Genomic DNA, 26,006 nt, shown 5'->3' on the forward strand with positions numbered 1-26,006 from the left:
ACAAAAATATACTGCATTCCATCGATAACGCATCACCGCCACAAGGAGACAGATCATGAAAAGAGTACTCGGCGTTTACAGCGCGCCACGCAGTCACTGGGTGGGCAACGGTTTTCCGGTGCGCTCGCTGTTCACCTACAACAGCCACGGCAAACCGCTCAGCCCGTTTCTGATGCTGGACTACGCAGGCCCTGCCGACTTTGGCCCGGCTGAAAAAGCACGCGGCGTAGCACAACACCCGCACCGTGGCTTTGAAACGGTCACCATCGTCTATCAGGGCGAAGTGGCGCACCGTGATTCCACGGGTCAGGGCGGCATCATCGGCCCCGGTGATGTGCAATGGATGACCGCTGGCAGTGGCATCCTGCATGAGGAATACCACTCGCCCGCCTTCACGGCCCAGGGTGGCACGCTGGAGATGGTGCAACTGTGGGTCAACCTGCCCGCCAGGGACAAGATGACCGCACCCGGCTATCAGGCCATCCTGAATCAGGCCATCCCGGTGGCTGATCTGCCAGACGGCGCAGGCACGGTGCGCGTGATCGCGGGTGACTATGCACAAAGCCGTGGCCCGGCGCACACCTTCTCACCCATGCAGGTGTGGGACATGCGCCTCAAGCAAGGCAGCCTCACCACGCTGCAACTGCCACAAGGCTGGAACACCTCGCTGGTGGTATTGCGCGGCACGGTGATGGTCAACGACACGGCGGTCACGCGTGAAGCGCAGATGGTGGTGCTGGACCGGGATGGCGAGAACGTCAGCATCGAAGCCAATACCGATGCCGTGATCCTGCTGCTGAGCGGCGAGCCGATCGCAGAACCTATCGTCGGTTATGGCCCATTCGTGATGAACACGCAGGAAGAGATCGACCAGGCCATCACGGATTTCAACGCAGGCCGGTTTGGCGCCGACATTGCAACACATTGAGCAAGCCGTCCGGTGATGACAAATCACCGCCATCACCGGACGTCATTTTTACTTTGAGATTTATCGCTGGGTAGTCACTTTTGAAAAGGAGCCTCATCATGAACAAGCCTTACACCCGTCTGGACAAGGACAACGCTGTGGTACTGCTGGTGGATCACCAGGCCGGCCTGCTGTCGCTGGTGCGCGACATAGACCCGGACCAGTTCCGCAACAACGTACTGGCACTGGCCGACCTGGCCAAATACTTCAAGCTGCCCACCATCCTCACCACCAGCTTCGAGCAAGGCCCCAACGGCCCGCTTATGCCCGAGCTGAAAGCCCTGTTCCCGGATGCGCCGTATATCGCCCGGCCGGGCCAGATCAATGCCTGGGACAATGCAGACTTCGTCAAAGCGATCAAAGCCACCGGCAAAAAACAGCTCATCATCGCCGGCGTGGTCACCGAAGTCTGCGTCGCATTCCCCGCCTTAGCGGCTATCGAAGAAGGCTTTGAAGTATTCGTCATAACTGATGCCTCGGGCACCTTCAACGCATTGACACGCGATTCTGCCTGGGACCGCATGTCCGGCGCAGGCGCACAACTGATGACCTGGTTCGGCGCGGCCTGCGAACTGCACCGCGACTGGCGCAATGACGTGGAAGGCCTGGCGACTTTGCTGTCCAACCACATTCCGGATTACCGCAACCTGATCAACAGCTACAACACGTTCACCCAGCGCTAGAGGTCGGAACAAACAAAAAGCCCACGGCGTGCCGTGGGCTTTTTGTTTGTTCGTATTACCATCACTGTTAAATCACTTACTCTGAAATTGAATAAACCCTTGGTTTATTGCCATAAAAACCGAGGCAAGCATAAAAGACTGACTTAGCTCACCATGATGTAGTCCTACTATAAAATCTTGGGGAGACATCAACCTAACCATCACTCCATCCTCTTGTTCACTGCCCTCTTTAAAAGATGGGTTGCGGCACAAAAAGGTATGTACATAATTATTTTGAAGTCCCGGATTAGCAAGATAGCAGCCTAATTGAATCCATTCTCCACCAAAGAACCCAGCCTCCTCAAGCAGCTCATCTTGTGCCGCTTGGAATGGAGTTTTGCCATCATCAACTATGCCGCCAGGCAACTCTAAAGTTTCCCTCCCAAGAGCATGCCGAAACTGTCTCACTAGGACAATCTCACCAGAACCGAGTACAGCTATGATATTCACCCAATCAGGACACTTTAATACGTTGAACTGAGCAACCGCTCCATTTTCTTGATGGATATCAAATGACGCGACTTTATAGGCTCCAAAATCCCACTCTGTGACTGCGTTAGATACAACTGCTTTCTTATCCACTGTATATCCTGCGGAGTTAGTCGGAATGATATTGGATGTGCATAACGGAAATGATGATTGAGGTAGCCACCACCACTCTCAGGCGTGTTTCTTAATTTAATATTCTTCATTAAAACTAGTGAAGATCGCGTTGCCACAACACAAACATTTTTAACGCGTAATTTGTGTATACAAAATAGAAGTGAAAGACCTTGGCAGAAGAAACTAAAAATATCTTGCATGCCTGGAATGACAACTTCTGATATCTCGATTTCTCTTCGATTCCAACGATGCAATGACTCCATCGCTGAGGGATATCTCAATTTCGACTCATCAACTCTAAGGCCGGCCAAACTACCAAGTCCAATTGGGCTTAGTAACGGAGATTTATATTGAGTAGTCGTATTACAGTATTTTGATAGCAAGCCTGCCGTCTCTTCAGTCTGTAAAGTTGGCGCATACAGAATAATATCAATGGATTGTTGCTTTAGATAACGACCTGCACGGTGAGCGGCTAAGCGACCTTTAAAAGTCAATCTTTCGCCAATACCACCAATAACATCAACGAGATTTTTTCTGCTTTCAGCATGACGAATTAATGTTATGCGCACGGTCTTAGACTAATTTAGCGAAATCTGACGAGCAGGTATCCCTGCATAGGTACCACTGAAATCTATATCGTTTACGACTGATGCGCCTGCCCCAATGACAGTGTTTGAAGCAATTTTCAAACTTTGAATTATGCTCGCCCTCATTCCGATATAAGCATTCTCGCCGATAGACGTACATGATCCCACTGTTACACCGGGACAAATGTTTGAAAAAGCCCCGATATCGCTCATGGCACCAATAAAACTGTGAGCATTAACCACTACGCCCTTACTTAAATTAGCATGAGGTCCTATTACAGCTCCTGGAAAAACAACGCTGCCAAGGCCAATTGAAACATCACCAAGTAAGACAGCCGCAGGATCAATCAATGTCACAAGAGAGGATTCCAGCCCTAGTGAAATAATGTGTTGAATTAAATTACGCCTACTAGCGTTATTTCCAACTGCAACAAATAGTTTCTTACTTCCGATTTTCTTTACAGAGAGGCTATCCGTTGTTCCCCAGTAAATTGAGGCAGAGTATGAAGGGAGTTTTTCAGGAGAATCGTCAATATATCCTTCTACTGCAAAAGCCTTTGTTCTTCGAGCAATCTCTGCCACAGTCAATCCAAATGACGATCCACCAACAATTACAAGTTTCAAGATGTTGGAACCAACATGTTTGCCGCCAGAATTTTCGTGTGCGTGAGTTTATTTTCTAGAAACTTAAACTCCAAGACCATCGCAAAGTCTTTTGTACCGAATTGTGAATCAATTTTTGACATCGAATCGCTGTCAGCAGTAAGCGCTTTGACTGCCCCCCATGTACCCAAACCACGAAGCCCAAAAGCTACTAAGCAAGAGTACATAGGTTTACCATTTAATCCTTGCACTCTAATTACCATTCCATAATCCGTAGCAAGGCTTTTGTCATCGGCAATAACACTTTCAAGTCTTTTGTTTACGGTTTCGATACATCCTGCTGCTTCGTTATATGAAAAGGGAAGAATCTCGTATTTATTAGATACTCTCGCCAATATTTCACGACTGACATTATTAAATTTTGGCCCACCAATAGAAATAACATGGTTGTCTGAAAGCTTTTCCAAATCAACAGATGGATCATCAACAAGCTTGGCGTCAGCTCCCAGTCCTGAAAAAGTATTTCGAATTTCTGAAAATGCTTGAACTTCGTTAAGACTGACTTTTGGAGTACCACTGTGATTAGGGCTAGGCTTTGTAGTCAAGACTACCGAAGCTTGCCGTGATTTAGCAATGAATGGTCTCCATATGTTTTTAGCAAGGTAATAATTCTTAAATATTTTTATTTTTGCCCAGAAATATCCAGCTAAAAAAGCAATTCCAAGCTTAATCAAATCGATAACTACCCCCTTTATCAAATCCACAATTGAAATATCAAACAGCGTTAGCATTAGTTAACCCCCTCCCAACTAAAAACAACACTGCTGTAACGCTAGGAGCATGTGAAATCTTGCCAGTAGTTATTAGATCCCAAGCATCGAATAAATCCAGAAGCAGCAACTCTTCTCGAAGTTGTACTGGCATCAATGAGCTTGTTTCAACAAGATGAGTAATATGGCTCGAAATTGAAAAGTCCATATCCAGCTTAATCAGATAAGCTGCCGACTCTCCTTCTACACCAGTCTCTTCTCTAAGCTCTCGGAGTGCGGCATGTTCAATACTCTCGCCTGGCTCAACTCGTCCACCAGGTAACTCTAAAGTGTAAGTCTCATGAACCGGTCTCCACTGCTTCACAAAAACAAGCTTATCTGGATGATCTACAAAAGTATGGACAGCACACACCGACTCGGGGAAAACATAAAGTGATTCCCTTTCCACATGAACAGTTCGAACTGGACCGATTGATTCCATTAAAGAAAGCCTAAATATGGTGTTTAAATCATTGTACTCATAACCATTTCTTCGACCAATCTTAAAAACAAAATGGCCCCGAATATTCGGGGCGATTGATATTGATTGCAGTACCTAGTTAAGCCAGCAGTTTGTTCATGCGCTTGACGAAGCTGGCCGGGTCTTCCAGCTGACCACCTTCTGCCAGCAGGGCCTGATCGAACAGCAGCGATGCCAGGTCGCTGAACCGGTCTTCGTCGCTTTCCGATTGTAGACGGTTCACCAGTTTGTGGCCGGTGTTGATCTCCAGCGTGGGCTTGGTGTCCGGGGTCTTCTGGCCAGCCGCTTTGAGCAGGCGTTCCAGATTACCGGACATGTCGTTGTCACCCGTGACCAGGCAAGCGGGGGAATCAGTCAGGCGGTGCGTGACGCGCACTTCCTTGACCTTGTCGCCCAGCGCGGTCTGGATACGCTCGATGAGCGGTTTGGCTTCGTCTTCGATCTTCTTCTGCTGTTCCTTCTCGGCTTCGTCTTCCAGCTTGCCGAGGTCCAGGTCGCCCTTGGCCACGGATTGCAGAGCCTTGCCTTCGAACTCGGTCAGGCTGCCCAGCATCCATTCGTCCACACGGTCGGACAGCAGCAGCACTTCGATGCCCTTCTTGCGGAAGATCTCCAGATGCGGGCTGTGCTTGGCGGCCGCGAAGCTGTCGGCGGTGATGTAGTAGATCTTCTCCTGGCCTTCTTTCATGCGCTCTACGTATTGCTTCAGCGATACGACTTGTTCTTCGCTGTCTACATGTGTGGAAGCAAAGCGCAGCAGGCTGGCGATCTTGTCCTTGTTGGCAAAGTCTTCGGTCGGGCCTTCTTTCAGCACCCGACCGAATTCGTTCCAGAACTTGGCGTACTGCTCAGGCTGGTTCTCGGCCAGATCTTCCAGCTGACCCAGCACCTTCTTCACAGAGCCGGCCTTGATGTTGTCGATGTCGCGGCTGGATTGCAGGATCTCGCGTGATACGTTGAGTGGCAGGTCAGCCGAGTCGATCACGCCGCGCACAAAGCGCAGGTATTGCGGCATCAGTTTTTCGGCATCTTCCATGATGAACACGCGCTTCACATACAGCTTGATGCCGTGACGGCGCTCGCGGTCGTAAAGATCGAATGGCGCCTTGGCTGGCACATACAACAGCGAGATGTATTCCTGCTTGCCTTCCACGCGGTTGTGACTCCAGCTCAGCGGGTCTTCAAAGTCGTGCGAAACGTGCTTGTAGAATTCCTTGTACTCGTCTTCGCTGATGTCACTCTTGCTGCGCGCCCACAGCGCAGAGGCCTTGTTGACGGTCTCGTCTTCATCGGTGGGGACTTGCTCGCCGTCTTTCCACTCGGAAGCCTTCATGACGATGGGCAGCGTGATGTGGTCGGAATACTTGCGGATGATGGTCTTCAGCTTCCAGTCATTGAGGAACTCGTCCTCGCCTTCACGCAGGTGCAGGATGATGTCGGTGCCACGCGTGGCCTTGTCGGCAACTTCCAGGGTGAAATCGCCCTCACCTGCCGATTCCCACTTCACCGCCTCGCTATCGCCCGCACGCCGTGTCAGCAGCGTGACCTTGTCGGCGATGATGAAAGCAGAATAGAAGCCCACGCCGAACTGGCCGATCAGGTTGGCGTCCTTGGCCTGGTCGCCAGACAGGGACTGGAAGAATTCCTTGGTGCCGGATTTGGCGATGGTGCCGATGTTGTCGATGACTTCCTGACGGCTCATGCCGATGCCGTTGTCGGAGATGGTGACAGTGCGTGCTGCCTTGTCAAAAGCAATACGAATGCTGAGGTTGCTATCGTCGCCGTACAGGCTGTTGTCGGCGAGCGCTTCGAAACGCAGCTTGTCGGCAGCGTCGGAGGCATTGGAGATCAGCTCGCGCAGTACGATCTCCTTGTTGCTGTAGAGCGAATGGATCATCAGCTGCAGCAGCTGTTTCACCTCGGCCTGGAAGGCCATCTTCTGGGCGCCGCCCGCCTGTGGTTTAACGTCGGATGTGGTTTCGGTGGTCATGGATCAAACTCCCTCGTGCTGATTTGGAACGGTCTTTGTAAAAACCTTGTTGCGAATATGGGAGCAGTGCGACAGATTTCAAGCAGCGTGCGTGAAGGAAATATAGCGCACCTCAGCGAGCTTGTGCGCGGATGCAGGCATGGCTTGATTATTCGGTGCAGGCAGCGCATTCTCATGTTTCTGGCGCAGCAATAAAAAACCAATAAAACTAAACGTACCCATCAAAATAACAGCCTGCCAGCGCTTACCGGGGAGACACACCATGTTGCAGAACCTGTTGTGGCATAGACGCGCCAGGGGTCACGGCCTCTGTCATGAGGCATCGTGCATACCGCCCATCCGCCATCGCGGTGCCGGCCTGACACGGGCATTATTGGGTATGACTACATTGAGCATGGTGATCGCCTGCCTCAGTCTCTCGTTCATGAGCAGCGCTTATGCCCAGGACTGCCCGCCAGCGGGCGGCAAGTTCATCATCAAAGGCTTTACCGGCGAAACCGGCGTGACCGCCACGGGCGCCGCCAAGGACCCGCGCTATGGTTGCAAATGGCAGACCGACGATGGCCGCGAACTGTGGTGGGACATGGGTGAAGACGTGGTGGCCAAGCAGGCCAGCAAACCGGCAGCCGGCAAAGCGCCGCCGGGCAGCACCCTGGGTGGGCCACTCAGCACCGGTAGCGTCTACGAATGCACACTGCCCGGTATCGGCCTCTTCACCGGGGCTTACTTCGGCATCATCAACAGCAACACCTACCGGGACTTCGATGGCAGGCGCGGCAATTACCGTTATGACGCCAGCACCGGCATACTGCGGCTGACCAGCGGCTCGTCCAAAGGCCTGGTATATAAACGCACCTCGGACAAGACCTTCCGTGTGCTGGATGACAAAGGCAACATCACGGGTGGCAATTGCGTGCACAACAGTGCCAAGAAGATAGACGGACGCTGGTAACATCATCACTGGAGTGCGCCACGCGCCATCATGACATCACCGTCAACCACATAGCCTGGGAGCAAGGATGAGCGTCATCACCATAGACCGCTTGAGCGATACCCGCTTTGAAGTCACCGTGCACAGCCAGAGCACCACCACACACCTCGTCAATGTGCAGCCGGACTACGCGGAAAAGCTCACCTGCGGCAAGATCAGCACCGAGGATCTGGTGCAGCGCTCGTTCGAGTTCCTGCTGGCACGCGAATCCAATACCAGCATCCTGCGCAGTTTTGACCTGGGCGTGATCGGGCGCTATTTCCCGGAATACGAACAACACATAGGCCGCTAGCATGCACATCCGCATGATGCTGCTGACAGGGGCGCGCTGATGAAGAGCAGAACCATCTACATGGGGCTACTGGTGATGGTACTGGCCACCGCTTCGGCGGCTTACCTGTCAGTTTCCATGTCCAGGGCAGCAAGCCCAGCGGATGTGATTGAGGCTTTTTACAAAGCCTATTTCCAGCATATCGCCTCGACCCCAGACCGCGCGCATGCACCCGCACTGCCTTTTTCCAGGGCGTTTCAGGCCGCCATCACGGATAACCACCAGCAATGTGCCGCTTATGACGGGGTATGCGGCTTTGGTGCCAGCGGCGATGTCTATCTGAACGCACAGGACCATGACCCGGGCCTGAGCTATGAAGCGGCGGGAACTCAGGTGCAGCAGATCGCACCCGACCTGGTACAAGCCAGCTTCGAGCTGTTCCCCAGCTTGAAGCAAGCCCATCAGCTACGCAGAACGGTGGCATTTCGCATGCTGCAGGAGAACGGCCACTGGGTGGTGGATGACATCGTCTACGATGGCCAGTATTCGGCACGCCAGCAGATGCAGGAAGAGAACGCCAGCCTGCAGGCAGAAGCTCAGCAGCAAGCGCAGTAACTGTCCAGCACCGCTCTGCTAGTACCACTCCGCTAGCACCACCCGACCCTCACCGTTGCACCGCCGTGGCAGCCTGATTTGATGGCGCTTAGCCGCTCATCGTCACGATCATGGTGCAGAACCTGTGCGGAAAGATGCGTTCCAAGCAGGCGAGCGCCCGTAAAGTGTGCGCTGGCTGGCGCAATGCACCATGTTATGGTTATCATGCGACTAGTCGTCAGACCGTTGGATAACAAGAGCGAACCATCATGAAGCCGCCACTCCAGAACACCCGACAACCCTCCCAGATGGAGTTGCAGCCGCTGCTGCAGCTGTTGAATCAGGGACGCCTGCCGCAGGCCGAGCAAAGCTCCAGGGCCATGCTGCAGCGCTATCCGTCCACCTTCATCATCTACAACGTGCTGGGCGTGGCGCTGGAAGGCCAGCAGAAATTCGCTGAAGCCGAGACCGTCTACCGCAAAGCCATCCAGCTGGATGGCAAGATCGCCGAGATCCATTTCAATCTGGGTGTGGTGCAAAGCCAGCTGGGCAAGCTGGACGAAGCGATCCACTGTTATCGCAAGTGCATCGCACTGAAACCGAACCTGGCGGTAGCGCATTTCAATCTGGGCATCGCCCTGCAAGCGCTGCAACGTCTGGAAGAAGCCACTGCCGCCTATCGGCGGGCCACAGCGCTGGAGCCGGGCTTTTTCGAGGCACACGGCAATCTGGGAGCCGTGCTGCAGGCGCAGGGCAAACTGGACGATGCGATCGCGTGTTACCGCAAAGCCATCGCCATCCAGCCGGATGCGCGTGGCTATTTCAACCTGGGGACTGCGCTGCGTAACCAGGGTGTGCTGGAAGAAGCCATCGCCTGTTATCAGCAAGCCATCGCACTGGCACCGGGCTATGTGGATGCGCACAGCAATCTGGGCGATATCTACTTCCATCAGGGCAAGGCCAATCAAGCCGTGCACTGTTACCGGCAGGCGCTGGCCATTGCGCCGGATCATGCACTGACGAATTACAACCTGGGTATCTTCTATTACGACAGCGGCGAGCTGGAACTCGCCATCCCCTGCTTTGAGCGCGCGCAGATCAACGACTGGCAGGAACGTACACTTTATTGCCTGTACAAGACCGGCCAGTTCGATGCATTCCGCAGCAGGCTGGAGCCCTTGCTTGCCCAGAAGCACAGCTCCCCGTTCCTGGCCACCTTGTCTGCCCACTATGCCGCCAACTTCGGCCAGGAAGACCCGTACGATTTCTGCAAGGACCCGATGGATTTCGTGTTCCATGCGCGCATCCCGGAGCTGTCAGACCCAGACAGCCCCTTGCTGGCCGAGCTGATCCACGACATCGAACAGGCCGATATCGCGGAACGCAAACAGGGCCGTCTGGTGAACGGCACCCAGTCTGCTGGCAACCTGTTCAAGCGCCCGGAAGCCTCGTTCCGCAAACTGGCCGCACTGGTCAAGCAACAGGTGGAGGCTTACAAAGCCAGGTTCGCTGGCGCTGACAACGGCTTGATGCAGTATTTTCCCAAGGACATCGAGTTCAGCAGCTCCTGGTTCGTGAAGATGCGCCAGGGCGGCCACCTCAGCTCGCATATCCATGAAGAAGGCTGGCTCAGCGGCTCGCTGTATCTGGCCATGCCACGCCGCGCCGCAGGCAGCGATGCGGGCAGCATCGAGTTCAGCACCCATGGTGACAACTACCCGCTACAGCATGATGATTTCCCGCGGCGTGCCATTCCACCCGAGGTGGGCGATATCGTGATCTTCCCTTCCTCGCTGTTCCACCGCACCATCCCGTTCGATGCCAGCGAGGCACGCATCTGCGTGGCTTTCGATGTCAAGCCGCAGGAGACACCGGGCTTCCTCAAGCGCGGCAGCATGATGTCACTGGGCGCTTTCTGCCCCTGGCTGGTGGAAACGCTGGAGCTGCTGGAAGTGTTCGGCCATTACGGCCTGCGCCTGCTGGCCTGAGCGCCAGCCGCGCTGGACTGTCCTCACCCGGTTGACCGCCCCGACCAGGACGGCTGCCGCGTGCGGCCTGGCTGTCTGCCCACTAGCTGTCTGCCCACATGCGTAGCAGGTTGTGATAGACCCCGGTCAGGCCGATCACTTCGGGGTCTTTGCCACCACGACTCAGGCTCAGTTTCTGGATATTGGCGTCCAGCTGGAACAACAAACTGCGCTGTCCGTCGTCCCGCACCATGCTTTGCATCCAGAAAAAAGAGCTGACGCGTTCGCCACGTGTCACCGGCGTCACATGATGCAGACTGCTGGATGGGTATAACACCATATGCCCGGCCGCCAGCTTGACGCGCTGCACGCCGTAGGTGTCTTCGATGCTGAGTTCGCCACCGTCATAATCTTCCGGTTCGCTCAGGAACAGGGTGGCGGACAGGTCGCTGCGGATGCGGAAGCTGGTACCGCGCAGATAGCGTATGGCATTGTCCACATGGGTACCGAACTGCTGCCCCACCCCATAGCGATTGAACAGAGGAGGGAACACTTTGAGCGGCAGGGCCGCAGAAATGAACAGGGCATTGGCGGACAAGGCATCCTGGATCAAGTCACCGATCTCGCGTGCCACCCGGGAATGTTCGGGAAGCTGCAGATTCTTTTTGGCGAGCGCGGATTGATGCCCGGAAGTGACATTGCCATCCACCCACTCCGCTGCATCGATACGCTCACGAAACTGTGCCACCTGTGCCTTGCTGAGTACTTCTGGGATCTCCAGCAGCATATTGCGTCTCCGTAAAACCACCATAGTCAATACAAAATCCCTGCAAAGTCACCTTTGCAGGGATCGCTGTCCAGCCATCATGCCATGAGCACGATGGTCCAGGTCACCTTAGTAGTTGAAGTTCAGGCTCAGGAAGGCCAGCCGTCCGGCCGCTACCAATGCACCGTGGTTGGTATAGGTGGCATTGAAATAGCGCTCATCGGTCAGGTTCTGCACGTTGAGCTGCAAGCTCAGGTTCTTGTCCAGCTTGTAGCTGGCCATGGCGTCCCAACGTACATAAGAAGGCAGATACGCGGTGTTGCCCGGGTTGGCGAACACGCGGTCCATGTAGAACGCACCGCCACCGACGCGGAACTTGGGGTTGAGGTCATAGGTGGTCCACAGGCTGGCACTGTTGCGCGCAATGGTCGGGATCTCGTTGCCTTCGTTGCTGGTACCAAAGGTACCGGCATTACCGACCTGATCACCGCCGTCCTTGAGCTCGCTATCCATGAAGATGTAACCGCCGAATACTTGCCATTGCTTGGTGATCTTGCCTGCCAGGCCCAGCTCGATGCCCTTGACGGCGATCTTGCCCGCGTTGACGAACTCGTTGGCCACCGCGGTGGCGACCCGTGCATCGGTCTTCTGGGTGTAGAACAGCGCGCCGGTCAACAGCAGGTCTTCCATGACTTCAACCTTGGCACCCAGCTCATACGACTTGCTGCGTTCCGGATCCAGATCCTGCGTACCAACGCCCAGATTGTTGCCATTTTCCTGATTGCCGGTACCCGCAGCGGAACCCACTGGCGAGCTGGCTGTGCCGTAAGACGCGTACAGACTGGAGCTCGGCGTCATCTTGTAAACGATACCCGTCTGATAATTAAAGAAGCCTTTGCTGTTGCTGAAACGCGGCGCACCGGCAGCCGAGGATTGCGCATTGGAATCGTAGTTATCGTAGCGCAGGCCCAGATTCAGGATCCATTGCTTGCTGAGCTCGATGCTGTCGAACACGTAAGCCGAGCGCGACAATACACGCGACTTGGTGCTGGTCAGCGCCGGCAAGGAATCCGGACTTGGGTCATTCGCATTCGGGTTGTTGAGGTCTGCACTCGGTCCGTTCACGGTCTGATAGGTCCTGGCATCCGTTTCCTCGTCACTGAACTCTACGCCGGTGTTCACCGTGTGTTTCAGTGCTGCTGTGTCAAAACGCACGGTCAAATCTGTCAGGTTGGCGATGCCTTGAGTGGTGCTGTCACGACCCCGCGTACTGCGGGTGACCAGTCCAGCGGCCAGGTCAGCCACCGACACCGTAGGCCGCGTCATCACATAATCGTTGTTGACCGAACTCACACGTGTGGTGTTGCGCAGCACCACACCGTTATCGAACTCGTGTTTGATCGCTGCGGTGCCGATATCAACACGGGTCTTGCGGAAATCACGGTCCTTGATGCCGTAGAAGTTGTCTTTATCCACGGACAATGGCTTGCCTACGATGGATGTGCCGTTGTTGAAGTACGGGATACCCCAATCTGGCAGTTCATCGGTTTCCAGGTGATAAAGACTGATGGTGGCCGAGGTCGCAGAATTCAGACCCAGCGTGATGGATGGCGCAACACCATAGCGCCTGCCGGTGACATGGTCACGTCCCGGCGTATCGGCATCGTGCGCCATGCCGACCAGACGTACCGCCACATCGTCACCCAGCTTCTGGTTGACGTCTATGGTGCCGCGCATGTAATCATCCGTGCCCAGGCCTACGGAACCACGTACGAAATTCTCCGCCTTGGGCTGCTTGGTGATGATGTTGATGCTGCCACCCGCGGAACCGCGACCATCGAATGCACCGCTAGGGCCTTTGAGCACTTCGATACGCTCGATTGCAAAGATCTCGCGCGACTGAGAACCCAGGTCACGCACGCCATCCACATAGGTGGAACCTTGCACATCAAAACCGCGAATGAAGGGGCGGTCACCGAACGCGCCGCCGCCTTCAGCCGCACCAAAGGTGATGCCTGGCGTGGTACGCAGGGCTTCCTGGAAAGTGGTCGCGCCACTGTCCTGGATCACGTCAGACGTGATCACCGTCACGGTTTTAGGGGTGTCGAGCAGAGGCGCCGTGAATTTCTGGTTGGCAGAACGCTCGGCCTTGTAGCCGAGCGCCTCTTCGACTTTGGAAGCTTTCACATCGACAACCGGCAAGGTCGCCGCCTCTTCCGCATACACCGTACTGCCAAATACCAAGGCCAGCGCAGAGACTGCCGGCTTCAGTTTGAATTGCCTGCTTGATTTTGTTTTATTGGACATATTCCACCCTTTTCACATGAATGATGTTTGCAAATTTTTACGAATAATAACACAATTGATAATTATTCTTATTTAGATTTACAAAAGATATGCAACAGCGTCGCATTCGCGCAACAATCACTTGCCCCTTTAGTGATCTGCTGTGGATGAAAAGCAGGCTAGCCCGCGTCTACAGGCCAATGGATTTAGGCTATAATCTATAATGATTCTCATTTATATTGGTGCTGCAACTGAACCGCAGCGCGTAGCGGGCCTGCCCTGTGTGCGGCGCGCATCCAGCTGGCAGCAGATGGCCATGGCCAATGCTGTATCCAATTCGGTATATAGAGTAAGCAAACCAACCACCCGCAGCCTTTGATGCCATGTCCATAGACGCAAGCCCTTCAACCTCAACGCCTACACCCAGGCCCAGTACCGCACCCGCACGCCGCAGTTTCTGGCTGAGGCAGTTGTATCAATGGCACTGGATCAGTTCCGCACTGTGTCTGGTGGGCATGCTGCTGTTTGCGGTGACGGGCATCACGCTCAACAACGCCGCGCATATCGAATCGGAAGCGGCCGTCGTCGAGCGTTCCGCCACCTTGCCGGCAGCGCTCATCAAGCTGGTGGAAACGCAGCCAGCCCAGAGCAAGACCCTGCCCCTGCCAGTGAGCGAGTGGATTAAAGCAAACCTGCAGATACAAACGCGTGGACGCGCAGCAGAGTGGTCGGAACAGGAGATCTACGTGTCCATGCCGGAAGCCGGTGCAGACGCCTGGCTGTCCATAGACCGCCGCACCGGTGAGCTTATTTATGAACACTCGGACCGCGGCCTGATCGCCTTCCTGAACGACCTGCATAAAGGCCGCCACACCGGCACGGTGTGGAGCTGGTTCATCGACATCTTCAGCGTGGCCGCCATCCTGTTTTCGCTGACCGGCATGCTGCTGCTGTGCATGCGTGCCAGTGATCGCCCATCCACCTGGCCACTGGTGGGACTGGGCTTTGTGATGCCCTTGTTGTTACTTGTTATTTTCGTTCATTGATCACTATCTAATCGATTTGGACCTACCGGAGCACGTCATGTTGAGAAAAGTATTACTGGGGCTGAGCACTGCCCTGTTCAGTGCGAACCTGATGGCTGCAGAGATGCAGATACGCATCGACATCCCTGCCATGTCTGTCGCGGAATATCACCGCCCCTATGTCGCGGTGTGGATAGAAAAGCCGGATGAGAGCATCGCCAGGCATGTGGCGGTCTGGTATGACCAGGCCGCTGCCGAGAACAAAGGCACCAAGTGGCTAAAAGACCTGCGCCTGTGGTGGCGCAAGGGCGGCCGCGAACTGCAGATGCCCATGGACGGCATGAGTAGCGCCACCCGGCAAGTCGGGCAGCATCAACTGCGTGTCGATGACGCCACGCTGCGCAGTCTGGCCAGTGGTGAATACCGGCTGGTGGTAGAAGCGGCCCGCGAAAAAGGCGGCCGCGAGTTCGTGAAGATCCCGTTCCGCCTGCCGGTCAGTGTAGCGGCACAACGGCAGCAAAAAGGCAGTGAAGAGCTGGGCATGATACAGCTCTCGCTCCAGCCTTGAGCCTGCGCGTTTCCAATCAGCCTGCGTGTATCCGATGACAGAGCACACGCACCTACGACACCCCTGTTTTAAACCATCAAGGAGCCTTACATGAAACCCTGGTTAATGCTGTCCCCGCTGCTGATCGCCCTGCTATCCACCAGCGCGCACGCGCATGGCATCTGGTTGCTGCCATCCAGCACGGTGCTGTCCGCACCACAGTTCGTCACCTTTGACGCCGCGGTGTCGAATGACATCTTCCATTTCAACCATCGCCCACTGCCTGTGGATCAACTCAAGATCGTGGCCCCGGACAGATCGCTGCTCGCGCCTGAGAACGTCGCCAAAGGCGAACTGCGCACCACCTTCGATGCCAATCTGAAACAGACCGGCACCTACAAGCTGCAGATCGTGCGCAGCGGTCTGCGCGCGCGCTGGAAAGAAGGCAGCGAAGCCAAGCGCTTCATGGGCGATGCCGAAAAACTACGCCAGCAACTGCCAGCCAATGCCACCGATGTGGAAGTGAATGAATCCGCCAGCCGCATCGAGACTTACGTCACGGTAGGCACACCGAGCGAACCACCGCTGGATCAAAAAGGGCTGGAGATGCGCTCGGAAACCCATCCTAACGACCTGGTGGCAGGCGAGCAGATCACCCTGCAATTCCTGGTCGATGGCAAACCTGCCGCTGGCGTGCAGATCGAAGTGGTACGCGGTGAATCCCGCTACCGCAACGACCCGGAGCCACTCAAGCTCACCAGCGGTGCAGATGGCCGCGTGCGTCTTGCGCTGGAAAGAGCCGGCATGTACTGGCTGGACGCCGACATCACCGACAACAAGGTCAGCGACAAACTGGCCAAGGAACGCAGCCTGGCCTACACGGTGACGCTGGAAGTACTGCCTAAATAGTCCCCGCAGACACCAAGTATTCGATCGATGCTGACTGATCTACCTGTATTGACCGCTGAAAGGCTGAGCCTGGCCCTGACAGCGGTTTTTGTCTATGTGTGCCTGTGCATCTGGATCCATGCCAGGCATCGCCGCAACAGCGCCCCAGTTGGGGCGGCCCCAGACACCGACTGGCTGATCGTGTATGCCAGCCAGACCGGTTATGCACAACAGCTGGCCAGCAGCACGGCGGATGCGCTACGCGCCTCCGGGCTGGGCTGTACGCTGATGCCGCTGATGCATACAGCAGCCACCACGCTGCAACAGCACGCACGCGTGCTGTTCATTGCAAGCACCACGGGTGAAGGGGATGCACCAGACAATGCAGCCATCTTTGTGGAGCAGGTGATGCCGTTGGCGCTCACCTTGCCGGCGCTGCGTTACGGCATACTGGCGCTGGGCGACCAGCGTTACAAGCACTATTGCGGCTTCGCCATCCAGTTGGAAGCGTGGTTGCAACAGACTGGCGCAACAGCGCTGTTCGACATGATCAAGGTGAACCAGCGTGATCCGGCGGCGCTGGCAGCCTGGCAGCAGGCCCTGCAGCACAGCGTGCCACAGCTGCGCTATCAAGAATCCTACTTGCAACAGCCCTACTCGCAACAGTCCGCCTCCCAGCAGCCAGCGTCTCCACAACAGGCATCACCAGACTGGCTGCCTGGCGACACCGAGGATTGGGTACTACAGAGCCGCACCTGTCTCAACACCGGCAGCAGCGGCTTACCGGTCTACCATCTGGTGTTGAAGCCAGCGCGTGCGCTGGCATCCGGCCACTGGCGTGCCGGCGACATCGCCGAGATCGTGCCACGCAACCCGCCACATCTGATCGCGGCGGTGCTGGACCAGCTGACGGCAGCGCAAGGCCATGCAAGCCAGTCGAGTAAAGCCGGTAACCAGCCTGGCTGGCCAGGCACGGACCTGCTGGCTGACCGGCAGATCCATACCGACTGGCATCAGGGCCTTGCAGACCCGCTGGATATCACCAAACTGGCTGAAAGATTGCCACGTTTAGGGATCAGGTCCTACTCCATCGCCTCTGTGCCTGCGGACGGCCAGATCGAATTACTGGTGCGCGAATCCAGAACCGGCAACGGCGCACCCGGTGTAGGCGCAGGCTGGCTTTGTCATTGGGCACAGCCAGGGCAGAACATCGAGCTGCAGATACGCAGCAACCCCTCCTTCCACATCCCGGAAGATGACCGCCCGATGATTCTGATCGGCAATGGCACCGGCATCGCCGGTTTGCGCAGCCTGATCAAACAGCGCATCGCGCAAGGGCATACCCGCAACTGGCTGTTGTTTGGCGAACGCTCGGCTGCCGTGGATTTTCACTTTGCGGAGGACTGCGCGGCGTGGCTGCATGAGGGCAGCCTGCAACAACTGGACACCGCCTTCTCGCGCGACGGCGACACGGTACGCTATGTGCAGGACCTGCTGCCGGCGCAGCAAACCCGCTTGCGCCAGTGGGTGGATCAGGGCGCCAGCCTCTATGTATGCGGCAGCGCGGCGGGCATGGCCCCCGAAGTGCATGGCATGCTGGTCAAGCTATTGGGCGCACCCACCATGTCGACGCTGATCGCTAGCGGTCGATACCGGCGCGACATCTACTGATAACCACAGCGCTGATGACTATAGCGCTGATGCCCGCCAAGCGTGGCAGGCGGTGAACCCGCCTAAGGCCGCTACAGCGCATCCAGGCCGTTCAACACCTTGTCCGCATGCGCGGCGATGCGCATGCGCTCATCCGCGTCCAGTCTTTCGAAGTTCTTGGCCATCAGCGCGGTGCGCGGGTTGGCGGCAAAGGTGTCGTGGTGTTTAGCCAGAAAATGCCAGTACAAGGTAGTGTACGGGCAGGCCTCGGGCCCGCTGCGCAGCTCCGGCTTGTAGCGACAACCCGTGCAGTAATTGCTCATGCGCTTGATGTAAGCGCCACTTGCCACATAGGGCTTGCTGGTGAAGCGCCCGCCATTGGCATACAGCGCCATGCCCGCCGTGTTGGGTAGCTCCACCCACTCCACCGCATCCACATACACCGCCAGATACCAGGCTTCCACCTGACGCGGATCGATCTCCGCCAGCAAGCCGAACAGGCCGGTCACCATCAGGCGCTGGATATGGTGGGCATAACCATATTCCAATGTCTGGCCTATGGTCTGACGCAGGCAGTTCATGTGCGTGTCGCCGGTCCAGTACCACACCGGCAGCGCACGTTGATGCTGATAATGATTGGCACTGGCCATGCCTGGCATGTCCAGCCAGTACACACCACGGATGAATTCGCGCCAGCCCAGCACCTGGCGTATGAAACCTTCCACGCTGGCCAGCGGCAGGCGCTGCTGACGGTAGGCTTGTTCGGCGGCCGCGATCACTTCGCGCGGGTCCAGCAGCTTGAGGTTGAGAGAGGACGACAATAAGGAATGCCACAGAAACGGCGTGGCTTGCGCTTGCTGACTTTCCCCAGGAGTTTCCCCAAGCATGCTCTTGCTTTGCCCAGGGCCATGACTGCTTTGCCACATGGCATCCTGATGCGGGCCGAACTGCCCCAGTTTGTGCTGGATGAAATCGTCCAGGAAAGCCAGTGCCTGGGCACGCGTCACCGGCCAGACAAAATGCGCCAGGCTGCCCGGATGCTCAGGAAAATGGAACGCCACATCGGCCAGCACGTCGTGGGTGATGGCATCCACGGCCACCGCAGGCGCGGACGGTAGCTGCTGCGGACCGCGCTTGCCAAACGACTGCCGGTTATCGGCATCGAAATTCCAGGCACCGCCTGCCGGTTCACCCGCTTCCATGAGCACGTCATGCCGCTTGCGCATCCAGCGGTAGAAGAACTCCATGCGCAGGCTTTTATTGCTGCCTGCCCAGCGTTTGAAATCCGCACGGCTGCACATGAAATGCGTGTCATCACGCACCGCCAGGGCACAGCCCATCTCCACAGCCAACTGTTCCAGCGCCTGCAACACGCGGTATTCGCCCGGTTCGCAGACGATGAGCTTTTGTGGCTGCAACTGCAGCACCTGCGCGCGCCAGGCCGCGGACAGGCTGGGGTAGGCATGCGCGCCCAGCTTCAAATAAGTGAGCGGCAAGCCCGCCGCTTCAAGCTGCACGGCAAAATGCCGCATGGCCGACAGGAACAAGGCGATGCGCGCCTTGTGGCTCCACACCAGCGTGGCTTCGGCAGGCGCTTCCACCATGAGGATGTGGTCTTGTGCGGCATCGAAGCCGTCCAATGCCGGATTGTCGTGGTTGAGCTGATCACCGAGGATCAGGATCAGGTGGCGGCAAGGCATCAGGCAGCTCCGGGTTTGGCACGTTTACGGCAGGCTTCGGAACAGTATTTCACCTGTTCCCAGTTGTTGGCCCAGGCTTTGCGCCAGCTCATGTCGCGGCCACAGACCGCACAGGGTTTGCTGGGCAGACAGGATTTATTGCCTTTGAAAGACGGAGATTGCGGCTTGGCTGGACTCATCCAGCCACAGACTGGCCAGACTGCAACAGGTTCAATACCTGGGCGGCAGCGGCCATGCCGAACGGCGCCGTCACGCACACCGAGGAGCCGTAGCCGGCACAGTTGAGGCCGGTGATACCGGCATGTTGATCGATGGTGGTCTCCAGCTCACAACTGGGGTCCGGCGGCTGCACCGGCTCGTCCGAATACACGCAGGGGATACCGAACACAGTCGCCAGCTGCTTGCCATGCGGCGCTTGGGGGAAGCCATGCTCACGGCGCAGCTGGTTGCGCACCTTGGCGATCAGTCTGTCGCCATGCACGCGCGCCAGGTCGGCGATGCGGATACGCGTCGGGTCCAGGCGTCCGCCTGCCCCACCCGTCGTGACCAGCGCGATGTGCTGGCGTTTGCAACAGGCTGCGATCGCCACCTTGGCGCGCGCATCGTCGATGGCATCCAGCACCGCATCGAAGCCCTGACCCAGCATCGCGGCCACATTATCAACAGTGATGAAGTCTTCCACCTCGTGCACCTGACACAGCGGGTTGATGCTGAGGATACGCGCCGCCATGGCGCTGACCTTGGCTTTGCCGAACGCGCCTTCCACCGCATGCAGCTGGCGGTTGACGTTGGATTCGGCGATGTTGTCCAGATCGATCAGCGTGATATGCCCTACCGCATTGCGCGCCAGCGCCTCGGCAGCCCAGGAACCGACACCGCCTATGCCGATCACGCACACATGCGCGGCCTGCAGACGTGCCAGTCCAGCCTCGCCATACAGGCGCCGCACGCCAGCAAAGCGTCGCGCCAAGTCAGGGACGAGCTCAGGGGCGAGGTCAGGCGAGAGATCCGTCTGCGAGGCTGGCACTATTTCCTGCACTCGACCTCCGCTACGCTCTGGATGTATTCGCTCAGATCGCCGACCGGGCATTGCTGCTGGCGCACCTGCTGCGCGATGCCCTGCAAGTCCTGGATGAAGGCCATGGATTGGCTGCACGCCAGTTTGCCGCTATCTACCGCTTTTTGTATGGTCACTTCCAGCTTCTTGAGTTTGTCCATCTGCTGCTGACAGGCAGTGCTGATGGTCGCCGCGCTGTTTGCAGGCAGCGTATCGGCTTTAGCGCAGAACATGGCACTCAAGCGCCCCAGTGTCTCTGTCCTGCTGGTGGGTACCGGTGCCTGCGCGCGGCCGAACACCTGCACCGGCTTGCCCTGTCGGATCTGGCTCAGGCTGAGGATACGGAACGTGTCGCTGGCGCAGTCGAACGACAAGGTGCTCAAGCTGGTTTCCTGTTCAGCCGGTTTGATGACGCGGGTATTGATACGGAACGCCTGCTGGTCGGTAGAACGCAGCAGGGATGCCGGATCGAAATAGACCTCGCCCTGCTTGCTGGTCGCCAGCAGCTCCCATTGCGGTTCAGCGCTATTGCTGGACGGGCTTGCAGCCACCTGCGCGCTTGCACCGGCCGCCTCACAGTAAGCCTGCCTGAGCTGGTCAGGGAGGGAATCCGCCGCGATGGCTTGCACCGACTGTGGCTGGTCGAAACGATCGAACTCGCGCTTGTTGAAGGTGCGGCCGCCGCGCAGATAACGGTATTGCTTGTTGGCACAATCGACCTGCATCTGGGTGTTCCACACGCCACCATCTGCCTGCACCACACGCGTCATGATGGTGAAGCTGCGCTGCTCCGGCTGCATCTGCACGGTGTCCGGGTCGATGAAATACTCCCCGGCCACACTCTTGCCTACCGCCTGCCAGTCCGCCCATGCAGCAGGGCTGGTCAGCAGCACCGCATGCAGCAGCATGGCTGCCAGCGCAGATCTCACGCGCGCTCCAGCACCACGAAGGCCACCACCATGCTGTGTTCGTCGCTGATGGTGAGATGCGTATGTGCAATGCCTTGCTGATTCACCCAGTGTTGCAGATCAGCCGACAGGATCAGTCCAGGTTTGCCCAGATCGTCATGCTGCACACCGATGTTAGGCATCAGCGCTGGCGCGCGCAGGCCGGTGCCCAGCGCTTTGGCGAACGCTTCCTTGACGGCGAAACGCTTGGCCAGAAAACGTGCCTGCTGCGGTGACTGTTGCCACACCGGGAATTCCTGTGCGGTCAGCACACGCCTGGCAAAGGTCTCGCCGAAGCGTTCCAAAGAAGCCTCGATGCGCGCCACCGCCACGATGTCGGTTCCTATGCCGTAGATCATGAAGGCTGAGAAGGGAGAAGGGAGCAAGGGGAAGGGAAACGTCCCACCGAGAGCAAACGGCTGCGCATACGACTCAGGCCTGACCTGCGGCGGCACGCATCAGCTGCTTCATCTCGCGGATGGCGTATTCCCAGCCCACGAACAGCGCATGCGCGACGATGGCGTGGCCGATGTTAAGTTCTTCGATATCCGGGATGGCGGCGATCTCGTGTACGTTATGGATGTTGAGACCATGACCAGCGTTGACGATCAGGCCCTGCTGCTGTGCATGCAGACTGGCGGCGACGATGCGCGCCAGCTCATGACGCTGCACACTGCCTGATGTGTCGGCGAATTTGCCGGTATGCAGCTCAATCACCGGCGCACCGGCACGGATAGCGGCGTCGATCTGCGCGATATCCGGCGCGATGAACAGCGACACACGGATGCCCGCTTCACCCAGACGGTCGCAGGCTTCGGCCACGCGCTCGAAATTACCCAGCACGTCCAGGCCGCCTTCGGTAGTGCGTTCCTCGCGCCGCTCCGGCACCAGACACACATCCTGTGGCTGCACCTTGAGTGCGATGCCAACCATCTCCTCGGTGACCGCCATCTCCAGGTTCATCTTGGTCTGCAGCAAGGGGCGCAGCGCGTAGACATCCTCATCACGGATATGGCGGCGGTCTTCACGCAAATGGATGGTGATGCTGTCGGCCCCCGCCTCTTCGGCGCGCAATGCAGCTTGCACCACACTGGGGTACTGGGTGCCACGTGCATTACGCAGCGTGGCGACGTGGTCGATATTGACGCCGAGTTTGATCATGATGCGAAAATGGTTCCTATAAATCCTGCAGCGCTATAAGCCCTGCAAATCGATCAATAACTGCCGTGTATGCAAGGACTGGTCGCCCAGATAAAAGGCCAGCAGCATGCGCATCAGCTGCTTGCTCTGTTGCTGCGTGAGCGGGTCGTTGTAATCGTCTGCACCCATGTCCAGCAGGGTCTTGCCTTGTAATCTTACGCCGCTTTGCGCCTGCGTTGCACGGCAGGCACCCCGCTCCGGCTGATAGTCATAAGCAAGTTCCGCCTGGATGGGCTGCCCGGCCTCGTCCTGCAGCAACGGCACCGCATACCCCAGTTGCTGCAGCAGCTGCAGCTCGAAGCGGCGCAGTGTGGTCGCGGTTTCACCCCCACTGGCCAGCACACGCAAGGTCAGGCCGTAAAAATCGAACAGGCCGTCATGGGCATCTTCGCGCGGCAGCAAGCGCAACAACAATTCGTTGAGATAAAAACCACACATCAGCGCCTCGCCCTGCAACAGCAGCAAACCACTGCCCCACTCCAGGCTGTGCAGGTTCTTTAGCTCGGCCTTGCCGGACCAGGTGCCCAGCAAGGGCTGGAACGACTGCAGCATGCCGCGCATGGCAGAGCGTGGCCTGCGCGCACCTTTGGCAACCGCAGCGACACGGCCCAGCTCGCGGCTGAACAGCTCGACCACCAGACTGGTTTCCTTGAACGGATAGGTGTGCAGCACGTAGACTGGCTGATGGTCGTGACGAACGGAAGCGCTTACTGCCACGTTCAGCTACTCCAGCACTTCAAGCCGTTTGGGATTCGCTTGCGGGCCGGCCATTAAGTACCGTCTCCCGCCTGCTGGCGTGTGCCAAATCGGGCGTGAACAAGGCGGCCGAGCGCAGACAGTAGATGGAACTACGGCAAGCGAGGCCAACGCTGCGCACGTTCGATTTCGCATGCGCCTTAGTAGCCGAGGCTCTTCAGGGCGCGCTCATCATCCGCCCACCCCGACTTGACCTTGACCCACACTTCCAGCCAGATCTTGCCGCCGAACAGTTTTTCCATGTCCTGGCGGGCTTCGGTGGAGATCTGCTTGAGCTTCTCACCGTTCTTGCCGATCAGCATGGGCTTCTGGCTTTCTTTGTCCACGATGATGGCGGCATGGATACGGCGCAACTTGCCTTCCTGCTGGAACTGCTCGATCTCCACCGTGACCGCATACGGGATCTCTTCACCGAGCAGGCGGAATACTTTTTCGCGCAGCAGTTCGGCAGCCAGGAAGCGCTCGTTCTTGTCGGTGAACTCGTCCTCGGCGTAGATGGCAGGCTGCTCGGGCAGATGCTGACGCACCGTGGTCAGCAGCTCGTCCAGATACAGGCTCTTCTTGGCACTGACCGGCACGATGGCGGCGAACGGGAATTCCAGATCGAAATCCTGGATCAGCGGCAACAGGTTGTTCTTGTCCCCCATGAGGTCAGCCTTGTTGACCACCAGCAGCACCGGCCTGTCCTTGGGCAGCATGTTCAGCACCAGACGGTCGGCTTCACCCAGATGCATGGGCTCGATCACGAACAGCACCACGTCCACCTCGGTGAGCACTTGCGTCACGGTCTTGTTGAGGGTGCGGTTCAGCGCGTTGATGTGCTTCTGCTGGAAGCCCGGCGTATCCACGAACAGGAACTGGGTATCGGCGGTGGTATGGATGCCCAGCAGGCGGTGACGCGTGGTCTGCGCCTTGCGCGAAGTGATGCTGAGCTTGAGGCCGAGGATATGGTTCAGCAGCGTGGATTTGCCCACGTTGGGGCGGCCGACGATGGCCACAGTGCCGCAGCGGAAGACGGGATTGGTTTCAGTCATGAGGGTACTTTCCTGACGGCAGGCAATTGGCTGAAGGCCAGTTGCGCGGCCTGTTGTTCGGCGATGCGGCGGCTGCTGCCTTCGCCATAGGTATGGAGGTTCATACCGGCGATGAAGCATTCGACACGGAAGGTCTGGCAATGGGCTTCGCCTTCGGTGCTGACCACCGTGTATTCGGGCACGTCCATCTTCTGGCCCTGCAGGTATTCCTGCAGCAGTGATTTGGAATCCTTGCCTATGGTCTTGGGGTCCAGCCCGTGCAGCAAAGGTTGATACAGACGCACCACCAGCGTTTCGGCAGCGCTATAACCGGCATCCATGAACACGGCGCCGATGATGGCTTCAACCGCATCGGCCAGCACGGAAGGACGGCGCCAGCCACCGCTTTTCAGCTCGCCTTCACCCAGCAGCAGCGCTTCACCCAGGTTGAGACTGCGCGCGATCTCGCTCAGCGTCTGTTCCTTGACCAGATAAGCACGCAGACGGCTCAAGTCACCTTCAGGCAGTTTGGGATATTGCTGGTACAGCAGGTGCGCGACCACGCAATTGAGCACGCCATCACCGAGGAATTCCAGACGCTCGTTGTTGGCCGCCGTCAGGCTGCGGTGCGTGAGTGCCTGGGTGAGCAGCGCCGGGTTGGCAAAGTCGTGCCCCAGCTGTCGCAGCAGGCCGATCGCCGCCATCAGCGTGCCGCTCCGCGCAGGCCAGTAACAGAGGCGCGCTTATTCAATGCGGGTACCGATACGGCCGAAGTCATCGAAATTCCACCAGATCAGGAAGGCACGGCCAACCAGATTATCTTCCGGCACAAAACCCCACACGCGGCTGTCACGGCTGTTGTCACGGTTGTCGCCCATGGCGAAATAATGCCCTTCCGGCACCACGGCTTCGCCGTCGATAGACAGGCTGTCGTCATGGATCAGCGTGTCGTAATGCTTGTCGCCCATCTGTTCCTGTATGCGCCGCGCACTGATCATGCTGAGGCCGGAGCCTACATAATCGTAGTTGCCATCGGCCGTGGTGGGCACCGGCTGGTCGTTCACGAACAGCTGCTTGTCGCGGTAGCTGATCCTGTCGCCTGGCAGGCCGACCACACGCTTGATGTAGTCGATGGACGGGTCAGGCGGGTAATGGAACACGAACACATCACCACGCTTGGGCTCACCCAGGGCGATGAAGGTGTTGTTCAGGATGGGCACGCGCAGGCCGTAGGTGAATTTGTTGACCAGGATGAAATCGCCCGCCAGCAAGGTGGGCATCATGGAGCCGGACGGGATCTTGAACGGCTCGACGATGAAAGAGCGGATCACGAACACCAGCAGGATCACCGGGAAGAAACTCTTGGAATACTCCACCAGTACCGGCTCGGCCTTGCCCGGCGCACGGCGCTTCTTGAGAAACAGGCTATCCAGCAACCAGATTAAGCCGGTCACCGCCAGGATCACCAGCATGAACAATGCAAACATCATAGGTACAACCTCCACTGACTGCCGCCATGTCCGCCTGCATGCGCAGCGCCATTGGCCAATTGGGTATGCTGAGCAGGCCAGCTGACAGCTTGCAGC

At 57.3% G+C, this 26,006-nt stretch carries 29 protein-coding genes; 10 read left to right on the plus strand and 19 right to left on the minus strand.

Annotated features, from left to right (window positions below):
* Positions 1-55: 55 nt before the first annotated feature.
* Both ED236_RS03270 and ycaC read left to right on the plus strand, forming a co-directional pair.
* Complete coding sequence (locus ED236_RS03270; RefSeq protein WP_123236473.1) at positions 56-928, plus strand: pirin family protein; 873 nt, start codon at positions 56-58, stop codon at positions 926-928.
* Between the two features lie 98 nt (positions 929-1,026).
* A complete protein-coding gene (gene ycaC / locus ED236_RS03275; protein WP_123236474.1) occupies positions 1,027-1,650 on the plus strand; it encodes an isochorismate family cysteine hydrolase YcaC in 624 nt (207 codons plus the stop codon).
* A 72-nt stretch (positions 1,651-1,722) separates the two neighbouring features.
* On the opposite strand, the gene ED236_RS03280 is transcribed toward ycaC, so the two are convergent.
* The 7 genes from ED236_RS03280 to ED236_RS12365 form a co-directional block, all read right to left on the minus strand.
* Complete coding sequence (locus tag ED236_RS03280; protein ID WP_240032006.1) at positions 1,723-2,271, minus strand: NUDIX hydrolase; 549 nt, start codon at positions 2,269-2,271, stop codon at positions 1,723-1,725.
* On the minus strand, positions 2,154-2,861 hold the full coding sequence (locus tag ED236_RS12780) for a histidine phosphatase family protein (RefSeq protein ID WP_123236476.1): 708 nt from the start codon (positions 2,859-2,861) through the stop codon (positions 2,154-2,156). Before ED236_RS12780 ends, ED236_RS03280 begins: the two co-directional genes overlap by 118 nt.
* 9 nt (positions 2,862-2,870) lie before the next feature.
* On the minus strand, positions 2,871-3,503 hold the full coding sequence (locus ED236_RS03290) for a NeuD/PglB/VioB family sugar acetyltransferase (protein ID WP_162299576.1): 633 nt from the start codon (positions 3,501-3,503) through the stop codon (positions 2,871-2,873).
* Positions 3,500-4,273, minus strand: coding sequence for a hypothetical protein (locus tag ED236_RS12360; protein ID WP_148042241.1), 774 nt, complete (start codon positions 4,271-4,273; stop codon positions 3,500-3,502). Before ED236_RS12360 ends, ED236_RS03290 begins: the two co-directional genes overlap by 4 nt.
* Positions 4,257-4,733 carry an NUDIX hydrolase gene (locus tag ED236_RS03305; protein WP_123236480.1) on the minus strand — a complete coding sequence of 159 codons (477 nt, stop codon included), beginning with the start codon at positions 4,731-4,733 and terminating at the stop codon, positions 4,257-4,259. The genes ED236_RS12360 and ED236_RS03305 overlap by 17 nt, the downstream gene beginning before the upstream one ends.
* Positions 4,734-4,851: 118 nt before the next feature.
* Complete coding sequence (gene htpG, locus ED236_RS03310; protein WP_123236481.1) at positions 4,852-6,762, minus strand: molecular chaperone HtpG; 1,911 nt, start codon at positions 6,760-6,762, stop codon at positions 4,852-4,854.
* 78 nt (positions 6,763-6,840) lie between these two features.
* The gene (locus ED236_RS12365; protein WP_148042242.1) at positions 6,841-7,026 is read right to left on the minus strand and encodes a hypothetical protein; all 186 of its coding nucleotides are present in this window, start codon (positions 7,024-7,026) and stop codon (positions 6,841-6,843) included.
* Positions 7,027-7,141: 115 nt separating this feature from the next.
* On the opposite strand from ED236_RS12365, the gene ED236_RS03315 reads away from it, so the two are divergent.
* The 4 genes from ED236_RS03315 (at position 7,142) to ED236_RS03330 (ending at position 10,606) form a co-directional block, all read left to right on the plus strand.
* A complete protein-coding gene (locus ED236_RS03315) occupies positions 7,142-7,714 on the plus strand; it encodes a hypothetical protein (RefSeq protein ID WP_148042243.1) in 573 nt (190 codons plus the stop codon).
* A 67-nt stretch (positions 7,715-7,781) separates the two neighbouring features.
* Entirely contained in the window at positions 7,782-8,045 is a 264-nt protein-coding gene (locus ED236_RS03320) for a hypothetical protein (protein ID WP_123236483.1), read from the plus strand.
* Between the two features lie 39 nt (positions 8,046-8,084).
* On the plus strand, positions 8,085-8,639 hold the full coding sequence (locus ED236_RS03325; RefSeq protein ID WP_123236484.1) for a DUF3828 domain-containing protein: 555 nt from the start codon (positions 8,085-8,087) through the stop codon (positions 8,637-8,639).
* 248 nt (positions 8,640-8,887) lie between these two features.
* Positions 8,888-10,606, plus strand: coding sequence for a tetratricopeptide repeat protein (locus ED236_RS03330; RefSeq protein ID WP_123236485.1), 1,719 nt, complete (start codon positions 8,888-8,890; stop codon positions 10,604-10,606).
* Positions 10,607-10,688: 82 nt separating this feature from the next.
* On the opposite strand, the gene ED236_RS03335 is transcribed toward ED236_RS03330, so the two are convergent.
* Both ED236_RS03335 and ED236_RS03340 read right to left on the minus strand, forming a co-directional pair.
* Positions 10,689-11,372: a Fe2+-dependent dioxygenase gene (locus ED236_RS03335; RefSeq protein ID WP_123236486.1), complete on the minus strand. Its 684-nt coding sequence runs from the start codon at positions 11,370-11,372 to the stop codon at positions 10,689-10,691.
* Positions 11,373-11,480: 108 nt separating this feature from the next.
* Positions 11,481-13,658 carry a TonB-dependent receptor gene (locus tag ED236_RS03340; RefSeq protein ID WP_123236487.1) on the minus strand — a complete coding sequence of 726 codons (2,178 nt, stop codon included), beginning with the start codon at positions 13,656-13,658 and terminating at the stop codon, positions 11,481-11,483.
* Positions 13,659-14,020: 362 nt separating this feature from the next.
* On the opposite strand from ED236_RS03340, the gene ED236_RS03345 reads away from it, so the two are divergent.
* From ED236_RS03345 to ED236_RS03360, 4 genes are all read left to right on the plus strand, one after another.
* Positions 14,021-14,683 (plus strand): PepSY-associated TM helix domain-containing protein, encoded by a 663-nt coding sequence (locus ED236_RS03345; RefSeq protein WP_123236488.1) that lies wholly within the window; start codon positions 14,021-14,023, stop codon positions 14,681-14,683.
* Between the two features lie 37 nt (positions 14,684-14,720).
* Positions 14,721-15,230: a DUF2271 domain-containing protein gene (locus ED236_RS03350; RefSeq protein ID WP_205125628.1), complete on the plus strand. Its 510-nt coding sequence runs from the start codon at positions 14,721-14,723 to the stop codon at positions 15,228-15,230.
* A 90-nt stretch (positions 15,231-15,320) separates the two neighbouring features.
* Complete coding sequence (locus tag ED236_RS03355; RefSeq protein WP_123236489.1) at positions 15,321-16,118, plus strand: DUF4198 domain-containing protein; 798 nt, start codon at positions 15,321-15,323, stop codon at positions 16,116-16,118.
* Between the two features lie 27 nt (positions 16,119-16,145).
* The gene (locus tag ED236_RS03360; protein ID WP_123236490.1) at positions 16,146-17,768 is read left to right on the plus strand and encodes a flavodoxin domain-containing protein; all 1,623 of its coding nucleotides are present in this window, start codon (positions 16,146-16,148) and stop codon (positions 17,766-17,768) included.
* A 71-nt stretch (positions 17,769-17,839) separates the two neighbouring features.
* Here ED236_RS03360 and ED236_RS03365 read toward each other — a convergent pair whose 3' ends face one another.
* The 10 genes from ED236_RS03365 to lepB all read right to left on the minus strand — a co-directional run bounded on the left by ED236_RS03365 (position 17,840) and on the right by lepB (position 25,910).
* Positions 17,840-19,447, minus strand: a complete 1,608-nt coding sequence (locus ED236_RS03365; RefSeq protein WP_123236491.1) for a cryptochrome/photolyase family protein — start codon at positions 19,445-19,447, stop codon at positions 17,840-17,842.
* Positions 19,447-19,626 carry a DUF2256 domain-containing protein gene (locus ED236_RS03370; RefSeq protein WP_123236492.1) on the minus strand — a complete coding sequence of 60 codons (180 nt, stop codon included), beginning with the start codon at positions 19,624-19,626 and terminating at the stop codon, positions 19,447-19,449. The genes ED236_RS03365 and ED236_RS03370 overlap by 1 nt, the downstream gene beginning before the upstream one ends.
* Positions 19,623-20,474 (minus strand): tRNA threonylcarbamoyladenosine dehydratase, encoded by an 852-nt coding sequence (locus tag ED236_RS03375; protein ID WP_240032007.1) that lies wholly within the window; start codon positions 20,472-20,474, stop codon positions 19,623-19,625. Before ED236_RS03375 ends, ED236_RS03370 begins: the two co-directional genes overlap by 4 nt.
* Positions 20,474-21,433 carry a surface-adhesin E family protein gene (locus ED236_RS03380; protein WP_123236494.1) on the minus strand — a complete coding sequence of 320 codons (960 nt, stop codon included), beginning with the start codon at positions 21,431-21,433 and terminating at the stop codon, positions 20,474-20,476. The genes ED236_RS03375 and ED236_RS03380 overlap by 1 nt, the downstream gene beginning before the upstream one ends.
* Entirely contained in the window at positions 21,430-21,810 is a 381-nt protein-coding gene (gene acpS, locus ED236_RS03385; protein ID WP_123236495.1) for a holo-ACP synthase, read from the minus strand. The genes ED236_RS03380 and acpS overlap by 4 nt, the downstream gene beginning before the upstream one ends.
* A 73-nt stretch (positions 21,811-21,883) precedes the next feature.
* On the minus strand, positions 21,884-22,612 hold the full coding sequence (gene pdxJ, locus ED236_RS03390) for a pyridoxine 5'-phosphate synthase (protein WP_123236496.1): 729 nt from the start codon (positions 22,610-22,612) through the stop codon (positions 21,884-21,886).
* 33 nt (positions 22,613-22,645) lie between these two features.
* Positions 22,646-23,368, minus strand: a complete 723-nt coding sequence (gene recO / locus ED236_RS03395) for a DNA repair protein RecO (protein ID WP_123236497.1) — start codon at positions 23,366-23,368, stop codon at positions 22,646-22,648.
* A 179-nt stretch (positions 23,369-23,547) separates the two neighbouring features.
* Positions 23,548-24,441, minus strand: coding sequence for a GTPase Era (era, locus tag ED236_RS03400; protein WP_240032008.1), 894 nt, complete (start codon positions 24,439-24,441; stop codon positions 23,548-23,550).
* A complete protein-coding gene (gene rnc, locus ED236_RS03405) occupies positions 24,438-25,124 on the minus strand; it encodes a ribonuclease III (protein ID WP_240032009.1) in 687 nt (228 codons plus the stop codon). The genes era and rnc overlap by 4 nt, the downstream gene beginning before the upstream one ends.
* 39 nt (positions 25,125-25,163) lie before the next feature.
* On the minus strand, positions 25,164-25,910 hold the full coding sequence (gene lepB, locus ED236_RS03410; RefSeq protein ID WP_123236499.1) for a signal peptidase I: 747 nt from the start codon (positions 25,908-25,910) through the stop codon (positions 25,164-25,166).
* Positions 25,911-26,006 lie beyond the last annotated feature (96 nt).

It is taken from the genome of Pseudomethylobacillus aquaticus (assembly GCF_003730115.1).
Classification (GTDB): domain Bacteria; phylum Pseudomonadota; class Gammaproteobacteria; order Burkholderiales; family Methylophilaceae; genus Pseudomethylobacillus; species Pseudomethylobacillus aquaticus.

What these genes read in the sequence shown, in the direction of transcription:
- htpG (WP_123236481.1), bottom strand. Translation starts at nt 6,762, where the DNA reads ATGACCACCGAAACCACATCCGACGTTAAACCACAGGCGGGCGGCGCC.
- ED236_RS03305 (WP_123236480.1), bottom strand. Translation starts at nt 4,733, where the DNA reads ATGGAATCAATCGGTCCAGTTCGAACTGTTCATGTGGAAAGGGAATCA.
- ED236_RS12365 (WP_148042242.1), bottom strand. Translation starts at nt 7,026, where the DNA reads ATGGTGTGTCTCCCCGGTAAGCGCTGGCAGGCTGTTATTTTGATGGGT.
- ED236_RS03270 (WP_123236473.1), top strand. Translation starts at nt 56, where the DNA reads ATGAAAAGAGTACTCGGCGTTTACAGCGCGCCACGCAGTCACTGGGTG.
- ED236_RS03350 (WP_205125628.1), top strand. Translation starts at nt 14,721, where the DNA reads ATGTTGAGAAAAGTATTACTGGGGCTGAGCACTGCCCTGTTCAGTGCG.
- pdxJ (WP_123236496.1), bottom strand. Translation starts at nt 22,612, where the DNA reads ATGATCAAACTCGGCGTCAATATCGACCACGTCGCCACGCTGCGTAAT.
- ED236_RS03315 (WP_148042243.1), top strand. Translation starts at nt 7,142, where the DNA reads ATGACTACATTGAGCATGGTGATCGCCTGCCTCAGTCTCTCGTTCATG.
- era (WP_240032008.1), bottom strand. Translation starts at nt 24,441, where the DNA reads ATGACTGAAACCAATCCCGTCTTCCGCTGCGGCACTGTGGCCATCGTC.
- ED236_RS03345 (WP_123236488.1), top strand. Translation starts at nt 14,021, where the DNA reads ATGTCCATAGACGCAAGCCCTTCAACCTCAACGCCTACACCCAGGCCC.
- rnc (WP_240032009.1), bottom strand. Translation starts at nt 25,124, where the DNA reads ATGGCGGCGATCGGCCTGCTGCGACAGCTGGGGCACGACTTTGCCAAC.
- ED236_RS03330 (WP_123236485.1), top strand. Translation starts at nt 8,888, where the DNA reads ATGAAGCCGCCACTCCAGAACACCCGACAACCCTCCCAGATGGAGTTG.
- ED236_RS03360 (WP_123236490.1), top strand. Translation starts at nt 16,146, where the DNA reads ATGCTGACTGATCTACCTGTATTGACCGCTGAAAGGCTGAGCCTGGCC.
- lepB (WP_123236499.1), bottom strand. Translation starts at nt 25,910, where the DNA reads ATGATGTTTGCATTGTTCATGCTGGTGATCCTGGCGGTGACCGGCTTA.
- ED236_RS03335 (WP_123236486.1), bottom strand. Translation starts at nt 11,372, where the DNA reads ATGCTGCTGGAGATCCCAGAAGTACTCAGCAAGGCACAGGTGGCACAG.
- ED236_RS12360 (WP_148042241.1), bottom strand. Translation starts at nt 4,273, where the DNA reads ATGCTAACGCTGTTTGATATTTCAATTGTGGATTTGATAAAGGGGGTA.
- ED236_RS03325 (WP_123236484.1), top strand. Translation starts at nt 8,085, where the DNA reads ATGAAGAGCAGAACCATCTACATGGGGCTACTGGTGATGGTACTGGCC.
- acpS (WP_123236495.1), bottom strand. Translation starts at nt 21,810, where the DNA reads ATGATCTACGGCATAGGAACCGACATCGTGGCGGTGGCGCGCATCGAG.
- ED236_RS03355 (WP_123236489.1), top strand. Translation starts at nt 15,321, where the DNA reads ATGAAACCCTGGTTAATGCTGTCCCCGCTGCTGATCGCCCTGCTATCC.
- ED236_RS03320 (WP_123236483.1), top strand. Translation starts at nt 7,782, where the DNA reads ATGAGCGTCATCACCATAGACCGCTTGAGCGATACCCGCTTTGAAGTC.
- ycaC (WP_123236474.1), top strand. Translation starts at nt 1,027, where the DNA reads ATGAACAAGCCTTACACCCGTCTGGACAAGGACAACGCTGTGGTACTG.
- ED236_RS03370 (WP_123236492.1), bottom strand. Translation starts at nt 19,626, where the DNA reads ATGAGTCCAGCCAAGCCGCAATCTCCGTCTTTCAAAGGCAATAAATCC.
- ED236_RS03365 (WP_123236491.1), bottom strand. Translation starts at nt 19,447, where the DNA reads ATGCCTTGCCGCCACCTGATCCTGATCCTCGGTGATCAGCTCAACCAC.
- ED236_RS03340 (WP_123236487.1), bottom strand. Translation starts at nt 13,658, where the DNA reads ATGTCCAATAAAACAAAATCAAGCAGGCAATTCAAACTGAAGCCGGCA.